This is a genomic window from Metabacillus schmidteae (genome assembly GCF_903166545.1).
GTDB classification, from domain to species: Bacteria; Bacillota; Bacilli; order Bacillales; family Bacillaceae; genus Metabacillus; species Metabacillus schmidteae.
In genome coordinates this window covers 3,903,158-3,920,015 of sequence record NZ_CAESCH010000001.1, presented here as the reverse complement: position 1 = coordinate 3,920,015, position 16,858 = coordinate 3,903,158, and the positions used below count along the sequence as shown (strand labels likewise).

At 34.4% G+C, this 16,858-nt stretch carries 17 protein-coding genes; 11 read left to right on the top strand and 6 right to left on the bottom strand.

Annotated features, from left to right (window positions below; all coding sequences use genetic code 11):
• Nucleotides 1-5: 5 nt before the first annotated feature.
• Entirely contained in the window at nt 6-899 is an 894-nt protein-coding gene (locus HWV59_RS19230; protein WP_175639786.1) for a deoxyribonuclease IV, read from the top strand.
• A 112-nt stretch (nt 900-1,011) separates the two neighbouring features.
• Here HWV59_RS19230 and HWV59_RS19225 read toward each other — a convergent pair whose 3' ends face one another.
• On the bottom strand, nt 1,012-1,266 hold the full coding sequence (locus tag HWV59_RS19225) for a DUF2624 domain-containing protein (protein WP_175639785.1): 255 nt from the start codon (nt 1,264-1,266) through the stop codon (nt 1,012-1,014).
• Nucleotides 1,267-1,445: 179 nt separating this feature from the next.
• Here HWV59_RS19225 and HWV59_RS19220 point away from each other — a divergent pair, with 179 nt between their 5' ends.
• Genes HWV59_RS19220 through HWV59_RS19210 form a run of 3 tightly spaced genes read left to right on the top strand, consistent with a single transcriptional unit; the run spans nt 1,446 to nt 3,472 of the window.
• The gene (locus HWV59_RS19220; protein WP_175639784.1) at nt 1,446-2,207 is read left to right on the top strand and encodes a metal ABC transporter ATP-binding protein; all 762 of its coding nucleotides are present in this window, start codon (nt 1,446-1,448) and stop codon (nt 2,205-2,207) included.
• A gap of 15 nt (nt 2,208-2,222) precedes the next feature.
• Nucleotides 2,223-3,065 (top strand): metal ABC transporter permease, encoded by an 843-nt coding sequence (locus HWV59_RS19215; protein ID WP_175639783.1) that lies wholly within the window; start codon nt 2,223-2,225, stop codon nt 3,063-3,065.
• Nucleotides 3,062-3,472 carry a Fur family transcriptional regulator gene (locus tag HWV59_RS19210; RefSeq protein ID WP_102229423.1) on the top strand — a complete coding sequence of 137 codons (411 nt, stop codon included), beginning with the start codon at nt 3,062-3,064 and terminating at the stop codon, nt 3,470-3,472. Before HWV59_RS19215 ends, HWV59_RS19210 begins: the two co-directional genes overlap by 4 nt.
• 121 nt (nt 3,473-3,593) lie before the next feature.
• On the opposite strand, the gene HWV59_RS19205 is transcribed toward HWV59_RS19210, so the two are convergent.
• Nucleotides 3,594-4,163, bottom strand: a complete 570-nt coding sequence (locus HWV59_RS19205) for a hypothetical protein (RefSeq protein WP_175639782.1) — start codon at nt 4,161-4,163, stop codon at nt 3,594-3,596.
• A gap of 142 nt (nt 4,164-4,305) precedes the next feature.
• Here HWV59_RS19205 and HWV59_RS19200 point away from each other — a divergent pair, with 142 nt between their 5' ends.
• Both HWV59_RS19200 and HWV59_RS19195 read left to right on the top strand, forming a co-directional pair.
• Nucleotides 4,306-4,695 carry a DUF308 domain-containing protein gene (locus HWV59_RS19200; protein ID WP_235991780.1) on the top strand — a complete coding sequence of 130 codons (390 nt, stop codon included), beginning with the start codon at nt 4,306-4,308 and terminating at the stop codon, nt 4,693-4,695.
• Between the two features lie 69 nt (nt 4,696-4,764).
• Nucleotides 4,765-4,956: a hypothetical protein gene (locus tag HWV59_RS19195; RefSeq protein ID WP_175639781.1), complete on the top strand. Its 192-nt coding sequence runs from the start codon at nt 4,765-4,767 to the stop codon at nt 4,954-4,956.
• A 69-nt stretch (nt 4,957-5,025) separates the two neighbouring features.
• Here the strand turns inward: HWV59_RS19195 and ispG are convergent, their stop codons facing one another.
• From ispG to HWV59_RS19180, 3 genes are all read right to left on the bottom strand, one after another.
• The gene (gene ispG / locus HWV59_RS19190; protein ID WP_102229420.1) at nt 5,026-6,138 is read right to left on the bottom strand and encodes a flavodoxin-dependent (E)-4-hydroxy-3-methylbut-2-enyl-diphosphate synthase; all 1,113 of its coding nucleotides are present in this window, start codon (nt 6,136-6,138) and stop codon (nt 5,026-5,028) included.
• A gap of 137 nt (nt 6,139-6,275) precedes the next feature.
• Nucleotides 6,276-6,602, bottom strand: a complete 327-nt coding sequence (locus tag HWV59_RS19185; RefSeq protein WP_175639780.1) for a LysM peptidoglycan-binding domain-containing protein — start codon at nt 6,600-6,602, stop codon at nt 6,276-6,278.
• A 231-nt stretch (nt 6,603-6,833) separates the two neighbouring features.
• Entirely contained in the window at nt 6,834-7,613 is a 780-nt protein-coding gene (locus HWV59_RS19180) for a DUF1189 domain-containing protein (protein WP_102229418.1), read from the bottom strand.
• A gap of 237 nt (nt 7,614-7,850) precedes the next feature.
• Here HWV59_RS19180 and HWV59_RS19175 point away from each other — a divergent pair, with 237 nt between their 5' ends.
• The 3 genes from HWV59_RS19175 (at nt 7,851) to sodA (ending at nt 12,386) form a co-directional block, all read left to right on the top strand.
• Nucleotides 7,851-9,482, top strand: a complete 1,632-nt coding sequence (locus tag HWV59_RS19175) for a Na/Pi cotransporter family protein (protein ID WP_175639779.1) — start codon at nt 7,851-7,853, stop codon at nt 9,480-9,482.
• Nucleotides 9,483-9,738: 256 nt separating this feature from the next.
• Entirely contained in the window at nt 9,739-11,541 is a 1,803-nt protein-coding gene (locus HWV59_RS19170) for a methyl-accepting chemotaxis protein (protein ID WP_235991779.1), read from the top strand.
• A 236-nt stretch (nt 11,542-11,777) separates the two neighbouring features.
• The gene (gene sodA, locus HWV59_RS19165) at nt 11,778-12,386 is read left to right on the top strand and encodes a superoxide dismutase SodA (protein ID WP_102229417.1); all 609 of its coding nucleotides are present in this window, start codon (nt 11,778-11,780) and stop codon (nt 12,384-12,386) included.
• Nucleotides 12,387-12,466: 80 nt separating this feature from the next.
• Here sodA and HWV59_RS19160 read toward each other — a convergent pair whose 3' ends face one another.
• Nucleotides 12,467-14,074, bottom strand: a complete 1,608-nt coding sequence (locus HWV59_RS19160) for an IS1182 family transposase (protein ID WP_175639778.1) — start codon at nt 14,072-14,074, stop codon at nt 12,467-12,469.
• A 242-nt stretch (nt 14,075-14,316) separates the two neighbouring features.
• On the opposite strand from HWV59_RS19160, the gene HWV59_RS19155 reads away from it, so the two are divergent.
• Nucleotides 14,317-15,603 carry an MFS transporter gene (locus HWV59_RS19155; RefSeq protein ID WP_175639777.1) on the top strand — a complete coding sequence of 429 codons (1,287 nt, stop codon included), beginning with the start codon at nt 14,317-14,319 and terminating at the stop codon, nt 15,601-15,603.
• Between the two features lie 191 nt (nt 15,604-15,794).
• Nucleotides 15,795-16,787 carry a PstS family phosphate ABC transporter substrate-binding protein gene (locus HWV59_RS19150; protein WP_102229415.1) on the top strand — a complete coding sequence of 331 codons (993 nt, stop codon included), beginning with the start codon at nt 15,795-15,797 and terminating at the stop codon, nt 16,785-16,787.
• The last annotated feature ends 71 nt before the right edge of the window (nt 16,788-16,858 follow it).

The window sequence follows — 16,858 nt, the reverse complement described above, 5'->3', positions numbered from 1 at the left end:
TACGAATGCTGAAAATTGGTTCACATGTGTCAATGAGTGGAAAGAAAATGTTACTCACTTCAAGTGAAGAAGCCGTTTCATATGGAGCTAATACATTTATGGTCTACACAGGCGCTCCACAAAATACAAGAAGAAAAAAGATAGAAGATCTAAATATTGAAGCAGGACAAGCTCATATGAAAGAGAATGGTATTGAGGAAATTATTGTTCATGCCCCTTATATCATTAATATAGGAAACACGACAAATCCAGCAACATTTGAACTTGGTGTAAATTTCTTGCGTTCTGAAATTGAACGAACGAAAGCAATTGGAGCCAAACAAATTGTCCTGCATCCTGGTGCACATGTTGGTGCCGGGGCAGATGAAGGTATACGTAAGATTATAGAGGGTTTAAACGAGGTTTTAGAACAAGACCAGGAAGTCCAGATTGCATTGGAAACAATGGCTGGTAAAGGCTCAGAATGCGGAAGATCCTTTGATGAGTTAGCGAAAATTATTGACGGTGTGACTCATAATCAACACTTATCTGTTTGCTTTGATACGTGTCATACGCATGATGCAGGATACGATATCGTCAATGATTTTGATGGAGTTTTAAAAGAGTTTGACTCTATTATTGGATTGGATCGTATAAAGGTATTGCATATTAATGATAGTAAAAATCCAATGGGATCTAAAAAGGATCGTCATGAAAATATTGGTTTTGGGCACATTGGGTTTGAAGCACTTAATCGCATTGTCCACCACGAATCATTGATGAATGTACCGAAAATTCTTGAAACTCCTTTTGTTGGTGAGGATAAAAAATATAAAAAACCTCCTTACAAATTTGAAATTAATATGTTCAGAGAAAAAACGTTTGATGAGGGCCTATTGGAAAAGATATTAAATCAATAGTAATTAAATAATGAGAGAACTACTTAATATGTAGTTCTCTTTTTTAGGGGAGAAAAAGCTGAATAAAAAAAGAGGAAATTCAAAGTATTCCTGAACATCCTCCTAAGTATAATTAATTCGTAAATTTCTGGAATATTTGATTTACTTGCTGTGCTGTTTGTGGAGAGGTAATACTTGCAATTTGTGCAAGTAGTTTTTTTCGTTCATTCACATTAAAAATATTAATGTTTTTTCCATGCATAGCTTTTACAACTTCAATAGCTTGGGGACGTTCTATCGAAACATTGAATTGCTTCGCATATTGCATAAGTTCCTCAACAGATATGTTATTAAGCTTTTGGTTGACAATTTTTTGAAATAAGATCATATTCAAACCTCCTCAAAAACAATGTATGGAAGATTTGAGGAAAATGTGCTGTTTTTTTAAGAACCCACTATGCTTTACATTTGTTAAAGATTCCTGTACAATTTTCATGTTATAAATGTCTAACTTAAAGAAATCAACTGTAAATCGTAACGATTCTTAAGTCGTAAAGGAAGATGCAAATGAGTCAACTGATCGTAGAAATAAAAGATTTAAACTTTACTTATGAGCGCCAAAGAGTGCTTGAAGATATAAATTTAACAATAGAAAAAGGAAGCTTTCTTGGTCTTGTTGGACCAAATGGATCTGGAAAAACAACTTTATTAAAGTGTTTACTAGGGTTATTAAAACCACAGCAAGGTGAAATAAAGTTGTTTGGCCAACAAATTCAAAAGTTTAAAAATTGGCATGAAATAGGATTTGTTTCACAAAAAGCTAACAGTTTTAATACTGGATTTCCAGCTTCTGTTTTTGAAGTCGTGTCAAGTGGTCTTACCTCAAGGCTTGGAATGTTTAAATTTATGAATAGGCAAGATCGTACTAAAGTGTATGAAGCAATTGAAGCTGTGGGTTTAAGTGCATTTACAAAGAGGAACATCGGAGAAATGTCTGGTGGTCAACAACAAAGAGCCTTTATTGCAAGAGCGATTGTAAGCAATCCTAAATTATTAATTTTAGATGAGCCAACTGTTGGAGTAGATGCTCAAACAGTTCAGAACTTTTATGATATGTTGTTAACTTTAAATAAGGATCTTGGTATTACGCTATTATTGGTTACTCATGATATCGGCACAATTACAGACAAAGTGTCACATGTTGCATGCATTAATAAGCATTTACATTTTCATGGGAACTCAAAAGAATTTGAATCTTTAAAGGAAACGGAGATGTCCGATTTCTACGGTCACTCCTTGCATGTGTTATCACATGATCACTCCCATTAATGGAGGAAGTTTGAAATGTTAAGTAGTCTTTTTCAATATGAATTTTTACAAAACGCATTTATTTCAGGAATGCTGATTGGGTTAATTGCTCCTTTACTTGGTGTATTTGTAGTTGTGAGAAGAATGTCTTTAATCGCAGATGCACTCAGTCATGTTACACTTGCTGGAATTGCCGCAAGTTTATTACTTGAGAAGAAAGTTTCAGCATTTGTGGGAATGAATCCTATGTATTTAGGTATGGTTTTTTCTGTAGGCGGCTCTCTATTCATAGAAAAGCTTAGAACGGTTTATAAGCATTATCAAGAATTGGCTATCCCAATTATTTTATCAGCCGGTGTTGGGATAAGTGTTATCTTTATTTCGCTTGCAGATGGTTTTAATACAGATTTGTTTAGTTATTTATTTGGCAGTATAAGTGCTGTAAGTCGTACAGATATGTATGTAATAACAGGTATTACATTTGCTGTAATTTTCGTGATCTTTTTACTATACAAAGAACTTTTTTTGTTATCATTTGATGAAGAACATGCAATAGCATCTGGTATTCGTGCCAAGGCTATTCACTTTATTTTTATTTTTATGCTTGCACTTGTCATTGCGGGTTCAATGAGGATTGTTGGGATTTTACTCGTATCATCCCTCATGACTTTACCTGTTGCTGCAAGTATTCGAATTGCTAAAGGATTTAAGCAAACGATATTCTTTTCTGTACTATTTGGAGAAATATCTGTTATTATAGGATTATTCCTAGCCTATTATTTAGATTTAGCACCCGGCGGAACAATCGTTATTTTATCAGTACTTATTTTAATAATGACAATCATTTGGACTAAATTTACAAAGGGGAAAGTTTCATGAATGTTCAAGAAGCTCTCGACTTATTAAAAGAAAAAGGTTATAAATATACAAATAAACGAGAAGAGATGCTCCAGCTTTTCGCAGACCATGACAAGTATCTAACAGCTAAGGATGTATTAGAATTTTTGAAAAATGATTATCCGGGATTAAGTTTCGACACCATTTATCGAAACCTTTCGCTCTTTGCTGATCTAGGGATATTTGAAATGACAGAGTTGTCTGGTGAGAAGCATTTTCGGTTTACTTGTGATTCTAAACATCATCACCATCATTTTATTTGTTTAAAATGTGGGAAAACTAAGGAAATTCCTGGATGTCCGATGGGAAACCTTTCGGAGAGTCTCAATGATTATGATATAAGTGGCCATAAATTTGAAGTGTATGGAAGATGTCCGCTATGCCAATAAATAAGAAAAAGAAGGCTTCAAAAATACTAATGAAGCCTTCCTTTTAATATTCATTAAGTAAATTTTTGCTTTTATCGAGGTGTAACCATAACTTACGTTAATACTCGACTGTGCGATTTTTTTATATTTTCACCACAGACCAATCATTTACCCATTTCTTTGCCTCACGCCAATCATTTACCCTTATAACCCCTTTTGGAATTGGATCTTGATTATAAGGTGTATTAAATAATATAACTGGTATGCCGTGTTCCTCATTAATCATACATGCATTATCGTGCTTGTCCTCGAAAAAAATAGAAATATTATGTTCCTTTACAGCCGCAAGTTTATCATGGCTTCCAATTAATTCAATATGGTGATAGAAAAGATCTTTATCTTTAAACCATTGATTTGTAATTTCCATTAGATGTTTTCTTCTCGCACTAATAAATTTTATTTCATGTTTATCTTTCCATTCATCTAATACTTCCTTAGCATATAAAGCTAATGGGGCCTCTTTATATATAATTGGCTCGAATTCATCCATCCACTTCCAGAAATCATCTTCTGTAATATTATATACTTTGGTTAAATCATACTGAGTTAAATCTTGATAAGTTAAGGATTTTTTAAATGATTGATTTAAAAAAGGTAAAAAGGTTTTTGGATCTGTAACAGTTCCATCTATGTCAATCCCTAGTCGCAGCATTTTTTTCTCTCCTTCTCGAAGTCCTACTCTTATAGTGTACCATACTGAATTTTTAATCGAGCAGAAAAGTTTTACAGTTATACTTTTTGACGTGAAGTTTATAATAAGAATGCTCCTTTATATAAGAAAGGAAGGGATCTACATGGCAGACGAAAATAAGTTCAATGAACGAGATCGTTTTGACAATCCTGATTATAAGGGTATCACGCCGCTAGATCGTGAAATAGAAATTGATTATCAAACAGAAACAGCTGCGGAAGTTGCTGCTCCAGTAAATATGGGGAGATCTTATCAAGCAGCTGATACTGAAGCTGATCAAGGTGAAAGAGCTGGCGAAGGCAGAGGAATTGGATTTCTAGCCTTAGCTTTATCAATTATTTCACTCTTTATCTTACCTGTTATTTTGGGAGCAGCAGGTATAATTGTTGGATTTATTGCCAGAAGACGAGGTGCTCGTGGAACAGGAGCATGGGCAATTGGTATAGGTGTAGTTTCAATAATCTTAGGGATCTTTATAATGCCGTTTTTTTAAAAATCCCTAATAAAGTTCAGGTAGGGTTGACCTTATGGGTCAACCCTCTATATGTGAGGTGAAGGTAAAATGGAGGATTCAAAAAAGAAGCAATCAATTCACAACCCGATTAAGTCATATCAAATCGATAATGATGCATATAAAGCAAATATGGAGATTCAAGAGCGTTTTAACGAAAACGAAAGATTTGAAGACGATATTGATGTTTCCTTATCAAATAATAGTAATATTGGAGCCGTTTTATTACCGGAAAATAAATAAAAAAGATGACTCAAAAAGAAAAGGACGTCCACCATATATGGATCTATCCTTTGTTTTGAGTCACCTTACTTATGCGTTGGCTTCAGCTTTTTCTGCAGCTTGCTTTGCATAATGTTCTTCAGCAATTTTATCGATTTCCTTTTTCAATTCTTCAACCATTGTAGCTTCAGGAACTTTCCGGACGATTTCTCCTTTACGGAACAGTAAACCTTCTCCACGAGCACCTGCTATCCCAATATCTGCTTCACGAGCCTCACCAGGACCGTTGACAGCACAACCTAAAACAGCTACTTTAATTGGTGCTTTAATCTTTGCGATATATTCTTCTACTTCGTTTGCAATACTAATTAAATCAATTTCAATTCTTCCGCAAGTTGGGCAGGAAATTAATGTTGCAGCATTTGCTGCTAAGCCGAAAGATTTTAAAAGCTCACGGGCAACCTTAACTTCTTCAACAGGATCGGCACTCAAGGAAACTCGGACTGTATTTCCAATTCCCTTACTAAGAATTGCTCCCAAACCTGCTGCACTTTTTACTGTCCCGGCAAAAAGTGTCCCGGATTCTGTAATTCCTAGGTGTAATGGATAGTCAAAAGCTCTAGCTGCTTTATCATACGCTTCAATGGCTAAATTTACATCTGAAGCTTTCATCGAGACAATAATATCATGGAAGTCTAAATCCTCTAGGATTTTAATATGATGCAGCGCACTTTCAACCATACCATCAGCAGTAGGATAACCATATTTTTCTAGAATACGTTTCTCCAATGAACCTGCATTTACACCAATTCGAATTGGAATTTTACGTTCCTTTGCAGCTTTAACAACTGCTTCTACTTTTTCTTTTCTTCCTATATTACCAGGATTAATTCTAATTTTATCTGCTCCACCCTCGATAGCTTTTAATGCAAGCTTATAGTCAAAATGAATATCAACAACAAGTGGAATATTAATTCTTTTTTTAATTTCAGAAATTGCATTAGCTGCACGTTCATCAGGACATGCAACACGTACAATTTGACAACCTGCTTCTTCAAGACGGTTAATTTCAGCAACAGTTGCCTCAACATCATGGGTTTTGGTGGTTGTCATACTTTGAATAACAACTTCATTATTTCCACCAATTGTTAAATTACCGACTTTAACAGGTCTTGTTTTCGTACGATGTATGATTTCACTCACGTGTAAATCGCTCCTTAATATAATTTAAGCATTTCGTAATCACATAAATTTATGATACTTGAGTTTCTATTTTTTTTCTAGTAATTCTACTTTCCAACCTCATTTTACAGGGAGGATTATGAATTGACAAGTGTGATCTATTGTTTATAAATAGGGAACAAGTAGGAAGTTCCAACCTGAATTGCCTCTGCTTTTACACCTGGATTAAGGTTTTCGAAATCTTTTATTAGCTGATCAATTGATATTGGGAGTGTGCCATGGTATTTCTCTGTAATCGTTAGAACAGTATCACCTTGTTTGACACGCTTTTCATAATATGATTCTTGTTTATCTTTAATTTCATTACTTGGATCAGAAGATACTATGGCTGTTTTATTCATAAATGGGAGTGTGCCAACTTGTAGGTCATAATATATGATGTAACAAATAAAGAAACATAGAAGTAAAATTGAGAATCGCTTCATTTTAGATCCTCCATAAAATAATATTATATATAGATCGTATGCTTGTCCCAAATAAATATGCATGCTTTTTCTTCTATATATTTATAGGAGGGAAATCCATGGTCATTACTATGTTTTCAAATCCTTTATCCTGATTTATATACTGTTAAAGTTACAGATGAATTATGAAGAGTACAGAGCCCGAAAATGGGAGTAAATAAAAAAACGCGGAAATCATTCCGCGTCTTTTTATTAGGGGGTAGCAATCTTCTTTTTAAGTGGTGGGATTTCTTTTAATACAAGGTATAGCACAATTAAATGGACAAACCAATTAAGAAAGAATCCACTTGGTACAATAACCTGCAAACTATCCATGATGATAAAGAAGATAGTCGCTAATGTTGTCGAGTAGGCAGCTATAACCCATAATTGTTTAAAGTTAACTTTTCGTTGCAGACTGTTTTTAAACGCTAGTCCAAACAATGCTAAGACTGTGATTTCAATAAATTTAACGAAGGAACTAAATAAGTACATTACAACTACCATTATGGTAAGTACAATTGGAAGCAACTGGTTGAACTGAGAAGAGATTTCCATAATATCTTCTTTTGATAGGGTCATATTCAAAAGAGAGTATTCATAGGTTTGTGCTTGCCCATTTGTTGAGAATACAAACTTGTCTGATAAAATGCCGATTGCATTTTCCTTTGCTTCCATCTCCTCAACACCATAAGATCCGGTATCATCTAAAATAATGAAAAAACCATCTTTTTTTATTTCTACAGGTTTATCCGAGTCTGATGAAAGTAAGCCATTCTCAATCGTGAAAGAAGGTAGATCCTCTTTAAGTGTTTCATTAAAACTTTTCAATCCTTCACTTAAACTGCCAGAAAAATAAATAGCAGATGGTAATGTGCTAAGTAAGGATAAGATGAATACGTAAAGGATCGTTTTTCCTATACCCTGAAAACGAAACGCAGAAATCATTTTTGGAGAATAAATACTTACATAAAGTTGCTTAAATATATTCATGATAAGAAGACACATCCTTCAAAAGTTTACCTTTTATATTTTATAATCCCCAAAAGATTATGACAAGGAATGAAGTAGAGATAATAGCAATATTCACATAAAATTCGCTTTGTAAAGATATTATAATTTTTTTGTAAATATTTTTGATAAATCTCTTTACAAAAAAACAGTATTTCGTTAATAATTGTAAGGGTTGTAGATGTTTGTCGAAAAAGACGAAATGAGGAGTTGGAAATTTTGGAATTAGATATCCAGAAGATGATATTTGAATTCATTGGTGGATTAGGAATTTTCCTATTTGGAATCAAGTATATGGGGGATGGTCTTCAACGCTCTGCCGGTGATAAATTGAGGGACATTTTGGATAAGTTTACGACGAATCCGGTAATGGGTGTTTTAGCAGGTATTATTGTGACGGTTTTAATTCAATCCAGCAGTGGAACAACTGTTATTACAGTTGGATTAGTAAGTGCTGGATTTATGAGTCTTAGACAAGCTATTGGTGTAATTATGGGGGCTAATATTGGGACAACCGTTACAGCATTTATAATCGGGATTAAAGTTTCGGATTACGCACTTCCAATAATCGCTGTTGGAGCAATATTACTTTTTTTCTTTAAAAACAAGAGAATACATAACATCGGTCAAATCATCTTTGGTTTTGGTGCATTATTTTTTGGATTGGAATTAATGGGCGATGGTATGAAGCCACTGCGTACTTTGGAAGCATTTCATGATTTAACCGTCAGTATGAGTAGTAACCCTTTATTGGGAGTAGTAGTCGGAACAATCTTTACTGTTATTGTTCAAAGTTCTAGTGCAACCATAGGTATATTACAGGAGTTATTTGGTCAAGGATTAATAGATATTTACGCAGCTTTACCAGTTCTATTTGGAGATAACATAGGAACTACGATTACCGCTGTGTTAGCTTCTATTGGAGCATCTATTGCAGCAAGAAGAGCAGCATTGACGCATGTTATCTTTAACTTAATCGGTACCACAGTCTTTCTGATTTTCTTACCTTTGTTTACAAATTTTATGCAATTTTTACAAGGTGCATTAAACTTAAATCCTGAGATGACTATTGCCTTTGCACATGGTACATTCAATATTACAAATACAATTATTCAATTACCTTTAATTGGGTTCTTAGCATTTCTTGTTACTAAGCTTATTCCAGGTGAAGATTCAGTTATAGAGTATAAAACAAAACACTTAGACCCAATCTTTATTGAGCAATCATCATCTATTGCACTTGGACAGGCAAAGGAAGAGGTTCTTCGAATGGGCCAATTTGCAACAATAGGGTTGGAAGCAGCAAGAGATTATCAAGCAACTTATTCTCAAAAAAACGCAGATACTGCGATGCAGCTTGAGGATGCAATTAATAATCTAGATCGTAAAATTACAGATTATTTAATTCTTATTTCCAGAAGTGAGATGTCTCCTACAGAGTCAGAAGAGCATAGCATGTTAATGGATACTGTTAGAGATATAGAACGTATCGGAGATCATTTTGAAAATGTAGTTGAATTAGTTGGATATCAATTGACAAACAAAGTAAAACTAACTGATTCAGCGAAAAAAGATTTAAATGATATGTTTGAATTAACAATTCAAACATTAAAGGATGCCATTACAGCTCTTGACGACAAAGACACAGCTTTAGCATCGAAAGTATTAAAATCTGAGGAACAAATAGATAAGATGGAAAGAACATTACGAAAAAAGCATATCATGCGGATTAATGAAGGTAGTTGTACTGGTTCTGCAGGTATAGTTTTTGTTGATATAATAAGCAACCTTGAACGTATTGGTGATCACTCAGTAAACATTGCGGAAGCAGTTTTAGGTTACAGAGACTAATTTAAATGGAATAAGAATTTTTAGAAAGCAGGGAGGATGCTCCTTGCTTTTTTATATTTATATGATTTATTGGATGTCATTTTTTATTTTAAAGTGAAGGAATAAATTTAGAGTATATGTGAAATTTCAGGGGATTACATTATGGTTGTGAAAAAAATAAGAATAAAGCCTTATTGACGTGATTTCTATTCTTAACACTAGCTTAATATTTCAATGTTATAATGAGTCGAAATTATACGGAGATGGAGGGCTGGGTTTGGAACAAAAATGGGTGAACCACTTAAAAAAGTTACCAATACATAAAATAAAGTTTAACCCGAAAAAGCATAGAGAGAGCAAGAAAGAGGAAGCGGAAAGGGAAAACATGCCTGCACCAAATCGTTTCTTAGAAAAAACATTTTCAAAGTTTAACTTGCAAAATCGTTTACTGTTTTTATTTAGTTTCTTATTAATTGTTTCCATTAATATTGTAGGGATTAGTTCCTATCTAAAGGCTAAGGATACAACTATAGAGACAATTGAAAATCGTATTAGTCGTGAATCAGAAGTTATGGCATATGTTGCTCAAAACCTGAAGTTCCTTTATGTTAGTGATGACTTATATTTTATGCAGCAATTGGATATTAGTATTCGCGATCAACAACGGCAGTTAAAAGCAGACGGAATCCAATCTCATATTTTCTATTATAAAGATGATCAGATAAAGCCTTTTAAGGTTAGTAATGAAGCAAATATCTCATTCACAGACTCTTTTAAAGAGAGAATAGCAAGTGAGGATGAAGCTGTCTTTCATCATATATTTAAAGGTGAAGACTATACAATTTCTGTCTTGAAAATGCCGGAGATTAATGGGAAATATGTATTGGTTGTCCCAACATCATCTTATCTTGGTCCCGTGAATGAAATGGCACAATTTATGATCATTGTAATAGCTGTGAGCCTTGTTATTTCAATTATTCTTTTAATTATGTTTGTGCGTAGTGTAACTAAACCTTTAACTGAACTGCGAAATGTTATGACAGAGGTACGTGAAGGGAATTTAAATAAAAAGGCTTTAATTAATACAACGATTCCAGAGCTTCAATCTCTAAAATTAAGCTTTAATATGATGATTGAACAGATGAAAAACGTCATACATGAAATAAATGAAACAACAACAGAGCTGGAAATGACCGGAGGGAAATTGAGTCATTCATCAGAAGATGCGCTTTCTTATAGCCGCCAGTTAATTGAAGCGATAAATGTTGTAAAACACGGTGCTGAACAAACTGCGAGTAGCTCAGATAGTAGTGTAAACGGCTTCCAATCAATGAAACAAAAAATTCAAATGTTGATTTCGGGTATGGACATGGTGTTTCAAAGCTCAGAAGACATGAATGTATCTGCTAAGCGTGGAGAAAAGAACAACACCTATTTAATTAATACAATCAACAGCTTTGAAAGAGATTTTGAACACATGACATCAACTATTCAACAAGTAAAAGATCACTCATCTTCAATAACAAATCTTGTAGGATTAATAAAAGGTGTCGCTGATCAAACAAAGTTATTATCACTTAACGCAACAATTGAGGCTGCAAGAGCAGGAGAAGCAGGAAAAGGATTTGCTGTCGTTGCGAACGAGGTACGTAAACTTGCAGAACAGTCCTCATCTGCAACTGTAGATATTTCAAAATCAATCACTGAAATGGAAGATGTTACAATACGAGCTACAAATGAATTTGATGATATGCTGATGAAGATTAGGCACAACTTAGAAACGGCGAACGATTCGAAAGCATCATTTGATGAATTAATGCATGAAATTAATACCGTTAGTAAAAAGCTACAAGGAATGCAGGGAGAGCTTCATAGGCTAAAGCTGGTTTTACCGGACCTGGAAGAAGAAACATTAAGCTCTGCATCAATCTCTCAAGAAACCCTTGCTAGTACAGAACAAATGCTATCAACAAGCAATGATCAAATACAGCAGATGGAAAGTACTCATGAAATTGGTTTGCAATTAAAAGAGTTATCCAACTCATTATCCGGCATTTCGAAACAATTTACCGTAAATTAAAAAATGAAGATAGTATATTAAAGGGTTTTTTTGCAACAAAATTCATTTAATTGATATACAATACTTACTTTTATGACAGGTAATCAAATAGTTTGAATATAATTTATTTATTGTGAGAAAACTGTTATTTGTGTTTGAGTGCTTTTCAATTGAAACTATAAGACAATTTTGGTAACCTAAGAATTGAAAGGCCGTGATTGGCTTTAACATGTACATATATTAAGGAGGAAATAAAAATGGCATATGAATTACCACAATTACCTTATGCATATGATGCACTAGAACCACATATTGACAAGGAAACAATGAATATTCATCACACAAAACATCACAACACGTACATTACAAATGTAAATGCTGCACTAGAAGGCAATGCTGATCTAGCAGGTAAAAGTGTGGAAGAGTTAGTTTCTAACTTAGACGCTGTTCCTGAAGCTATTCGTACAGCAGTACGTAATAATGGTGGTGGACATGCAAACCATAGTCTTTTCTGGACGATCCTATCTCCAAATGGCGGCGGTGAGCCAACAGGTGAGCTTGGAGAAGCAATCAATGCTAAATTTGGAAGCTATGACAGCTTTAAAGAAGAGTTCGCTAAAGCTGCAACTACACGTTTCGGTTCAGGCTGGGCTTGGTTAGTAGTAAACAACGGTGAATTAGAAGTTACTAGCACACCAAACCAAGACTCTCCATTAATGGAAGGTAAAACTCCAGTTCTTGGTTTAGATGTTTGGGAGCATGCATATTACTTAAACTACCAAAACCGTCGTCCTGACTACATTGCTTCTTTTTGGAATGTAGTAAATTGGGATGAAGTTTCTAAGCGTTTTAACGCAGCTAAATAATAAAATTTTACTCGGTAAAAAGAGGCTGGGACATAACTAGCTTCAAATAGTGAGAAAGGTGAATTTGAGGATACTCAAATTCACCTTTCTCTATTTATGAGGAAAATTCTTCTATTACCTTGGTTGTTGGCAGTGAATTTTCTTAAATTCACTGCCATTAACGCGAGTCCCATTTCGTTTTCAACCTTCGGTTTTCCTCGTACCGAAAATCGAGTGAAACGCAAATTGGCCTTCAAGAATCCAAAAACTGGTTCCACATCGATTTTACGTTTTCGATAGATGGCACTCGTTTCTTCTTCTGAAAGCTTCACTCTTACATATTCTTTTTGCTGTTCCCATTTTTCATTCACCATTATTTTTCGATTGTTACCTTCTTTTGCTTTTGTACATGATGAACGGAATGGGCATCCTGTACAGTCCTCAGATTCATAGATTTTATAATTCCGTTTGAAGCCTGTACGGTTATTACGGACAGAATGATATTGAAATTCAAGGCGTTTCTGATTAGGGCATGTATATGTATCTGTTTCCTCATCATACTGCCAGTTGTCGGGATTAAATTTGTTTTGTTTGTGCTTTTTCTTTTGTTCTTTCAAATACATATTATACGTAATAAGTGCTTCTCGTTTTCTGTTCAAAAGGATATCATTATAGTTTTGTTCACTACCATAACCTGCATCTGCGACAAGGTGTTTTGGCAACTCAAAATAATGCTGCTCAATCTCATCTAGAAATGGAATTAACGTATGCGTATCTGTTGGGTTAGAAAATAAACTATAGGCAAGCGAGTATTGACCTTCCGTGGCGATTTGTACATTATAACCTGCCTTCAATTGTCCATTTTTCATATAATCGTCTTTCATTCGCATAAATGTTGCTTCTGGATCTGTTTTAGAATAGCTATTCCGCGCACCAAGGATTTCAAGGTCTTGTTGGTATTTCTTTTTTCTCATGACAAAATCAATCAACTGTTTACGGATTTGTTTTGGATATTTACGATCATTTCTTAAAGCTTTTCGTTCTGTAACGTCTGACGATGCTTCAATTTGTTTATCATATGCGGTTACGACATCGTCCACTTTTTGATCAACTTCAGTGAGCTCTTCTAATGATAACTGTTCATCGCTTTCACGTTCAATTTCAGGTATGATTTCGTTCTCAAGTAGCTCATGGTAAAGCTGGTTTGACTTTTCAATTAAACTTTGATGATATTTCTCAACCGATTTCTTCCAGACAAACGTAAATTTATTCGCATTCGCTTCAATCTTTGTACCATCGATAAAAATCGCTTCTTGATCGATAAGTTTTTCTTCAATTAATTGACAACGGAATTGGACGAAACACTGGCGAATTAATTCTTTCACTTCTGGTTGAACACGGAATCGGTTGATTGTACGGTAGCTGGGTTCATATCCTTGAGCTAACCACATCATACGGATACTGTCTTTTAATAGGGATTCAATTTTACGTCCTGAAAAAACAGATTGTGAGTAGGCGCATAAGATAATTTTTAGCATCATGCGTGGATGATAGGCAGGGCAACCCTCATTTCGAAGAAATGGTTCGAACGCTTCATGAGGAATACTTTCAACTAAATGATGGACATGGAAGGCGATATCATTTTTTTGTAATTTTACTTCTAAATCTAAAGGCAGAACTAATTGATTCATGGTATAATTTCTAAACATAAGGACCCTTCTTTCGGATGAAATTTTGTGTGGTAACTTTATTTTATCAGAAGTGGTCCTTATTTTTATTCAAAAAAATCAAAGCCGGTGAAATTTTACTCGTCGTAAAATTTCACCGGCTTTTTCATTTCAGAGTGGGTTTTGTCCCAGCCTCTTTTTTTATTTCACTTTTACAATATAAATACATAACTGCAAACCGATAAGACAAACTATGTATTAGAAGTTGAAGGGGAGTAGTTCTTATGTCAAAAATGAAAAAGATTCTTGGTGATGTAGATGTTAGCAGGGACCTAGTATTACTGTTAGTTATCGGAGGAATGTATTCCCTAAGTATTTCACTTTCAAATACATTTGTGAATGTTTACTTATGGAAACAATCCGGAAGATTTATTGATTTGGCCATATACAATTTATCAATAGTCGTTATGCAGCCGTTAACATTTATTTTTGCGGGAAGGTTAGCTAAAAAAGTTGATCGAGTAATTGTCCTAAGGTTAGGAGTTATCTTTTTAGCTGTATTTTTCTTAATTGTGCTCATGATTGGTGGAGCTGCTGCAAAATTACTCATCGTATTAGGTGGAACCTTAGGTATTGGCTATGGCTTCTATTGGCTTGCATTCAATGTATTAACATTTGAAATCACAGAACCAGAAACGAGAGATTTCTTTAATGGATTTATGGGTGTTATGAATTCCACAGCAGGAATGGTTGGACCAATCGTCGCAGGCTTTGTTATTTCCAGGTTGAAAAATTTTACAGGTTATACAACCATATTTACCATCTCTCTCTTATTGTTCTCAGGTGCAGTTGTTCTGAGCTTTTTTTTTAAGAGAAGAAAGGCCGAAGGAGATTATATATTAGGACGAATTTTTCATGAAAGAAAGAATAATAAAAATTGGGGACTTATTACAAGAGCTCATTTCTTTCAAGGTTTACGTGAAGGAACCTTTGCTTTTGTAATTGGTGTATTCGTCTTCATTTCGACAGGTAGTGAATTGGCTTTAGGAACTTTTGGTCTAGTGAATTCCGCTGTAGCTTTCCTGGGTTATTATCTTGCTACAAGAGTTATTAAGAAAAATATGCGTAAACGTTTCATCTTAATTGGGGGGACTTTACTGTATCTTTCGATCTACTTAATTCTTTTTGACCTGACCTACCAAAAGCTGCTTTTATATGGCGCAATTATTGCTATTGGATATCCAATGTTACTCGTTCCATACTCGTCGTTAACATTTGATGTAATAGGAAAAGCTTGGAGCGCTGCGAAAGCTCGGATTGAGTATATTGTGGTAAAAGAGATTTTTCTAAATTCAGGAAGAATCGTTTCTATCCTGGGGTTTATTTTTGCTATTTCTTTCTTTGATGAAAAACAAAGCATTCCAGTGCTACTTGCCATAATTGGCGCAGGTCATTTCATTATTTACTTTTTTGTTAAACGTGTTCAAGTGGAAGAAAATGATAGTCATGAACCGGCAAGAAGAAAACCGGTAATTAAAAACAATCTTGCTGATGGTGATAGTGGAGGGTAAATTTTCATACTTTGCTAAATTATTAATTTGGGTAGTGTGTGAAAAAGCACTACCCATTTTTAAACAATTTATGACAAACTCCATCACGAATTTACAAAACCTTTACAATTGCTTAAAACGTCATTAATACTCAAGCGTTATTCTATTACTCGTAGGACAAACAAATAACACTCTTTAGGGGGAATAAGGAAATGAAAAGCTTAAAAAGCTTAGTATTACTTTTAGTAATGGGAATTTTAGTGGTATTCGCAGCTGCATGTGGCGGCGGAGCTTCTACTGAAGGTGAAACAAACACTGGTTCAGGAGATAGTAATACTGAAGAAGAAACAGCTTTAGAAGGTAGCGTTGTAATTGATGGATCTGGTACAGTTTATCCTTTCATGTCAAAAATGGCTGAAAATTACATGACTGAAAATGAAGAAGTTTCTGTTGAAGTAAGCCGTGCAGGTACTTCAGCTGGTTTCGAAAAGTTCTTAGCTGAAAACGGAACTGATTTCAACGATGCATCTCGTGAAATCAAAGAAGAAGAAACTGCTAAAGCTGAAGAACTAGGTATTGAAGTGAAAGAATTCCAAGTTGCTCTTGATGGTTTAACATTCGTTATCAACAAGGAAAACGATTGGGCAACTGAAATGACTCAAGAAGAAGTAGTAAAAATCTTCCTTGCTGAAGGTGGAGTAACAAAATGGTCTGATATTAACCCAGATTGGCCAGCTGAAGAAATCAAACCAATGGGTCCTAACGAAAACCATGGTACAAACGAATTCATGTTTGAAACAATCATGGAAGAAAAAGATTTTGTTGACAGTGTAAATTTACAACAAGAATATTCTACACTTGTAGATCTTGTTTCTAAAGATAAAAATGCAATTGCGTTTTTCGGATATGGTTACTATGACAGTAATAAAGACAAATTAAATGCAGTAAATGTTGACTTTGGTAACGGTCCTGTTGCTCCAAGTTTAGATACAATTGGTTTAGATGATGCTGCTGGATACAAGGCATTCACTCGTCCAGTATTCACATACTTAAACGTTGATATGGCAAAAGAAAAGCCTCAAGTTCTTGACTATGCAATCTACACTATGGAAAATGCTCAAACTGTAGCTTCTGAAACTGGATTTGCTCCATTAAAAGATGATGTAGTTCAAGAATCTATTAGTTATTTAGAAGGTTTAAAATAATCTTCCAAATTGTAATAAGATGCGAGTAGATGAGAAGTTTATCTTCTCATCTACTTATGTATTTTCCTCTA

Bases quoted from the DNA above. Each gene is read 5' to 3' on its own strand.
- HWV59_RS19230 (WP_175639786.1), top strand. From the start codon at position 6: ATGCTGAAAATTGGTTCACATGTGTCAATGAGTGGAAAGAAAATGTTA.
- HWV59_RS19225 (WP_175639785.1), bottom strand. From the start codon at position 1,266: ATGATCTTATTTCAAAAAATTGTCAACCAAAAGCTTAATAACATATCT.
- HWV59_RS19220 (WP_175639784.1), top strand. From the start codon at position 1,446: ATGAGTCAACTGATCGTAGAAATAAAAGATTTAAACTTTACTTATGAG.
- HWV59_RS19215 (WP_175639783.1), top strand. From the start codon at position 2,223: ATGTTAAGTAGTCTTTTTCAATATGAATTTTTACAAAACGCATTTATT.
- HWV59_RS19210 (WP_102229423.1), top strand. From the start codon at position 3,062: ATGAATGTTCAAGAAGCTCTCGACTTATTAAAAGAAAAAGGTTATAAA.
- HWV59_RS19205 (WP_175639782.1), bottom strand. From the start codon at position 4,163: ATGCTGCGACTAGGGATTGACATAGATGGAACTGTTACAGATCCAAAA.
- HWV59_RS19200 (WP_235991780.1), top strand. From the start codon at position 4,306: ATGGCAGACGAAAATAAGTTCAATGAACGAGATCGTTTTGACAATCCT.
- HWV59_RS19195 (WP_175639781.1), top strand. From the start codon at position 4,765: ATGGAGGATTCAAAAAAGAAGCAATCAATTCACAACCCGATTAAGTCA.
- HWV59_RS19185 (WP_175639780.1), bottom strand. From the start codon at position 6,602: ATGAAGCGATTCTCAATTTTACTTCTATGTTTCTTTATTTGTTACATC.
- HWV59_RS19180 (WP_102229418.1), bottom strand. From the start codon at position 7,613: ATGAATATATTTAAGCAACTTTATGTAAGTATTTATTCTCCAAAAATG.
- sodA (WP_102229417.1), top strand. From the start codon at position 11,778: ATGGCATATGAATTACCACAATTACCTTATGCATATGATGCACTAGAA.
- HWV59_RS19160 (WP_175639778.1), bottom strand. From the start codon at position 14,074: ATGTTTAGAAATTATACCATGAATCAATTAGTTCTGCCTTTAGATTTA.
- HWV59_RS19155 (WP_175639777.1), top strand. From the start codon at position 14,317: ATGTCAAAAATGAAAAAGATTCTTGGTGATGTAGATGTTAGCAGGGAC.
- HWV59_RS19150 (WP_102229415.1), top strand. From the start codon at position 15,795: ATGAAAAGCTTAAAAAGCTTAGTATTACTTTTAGTAATGGGAATTTTA.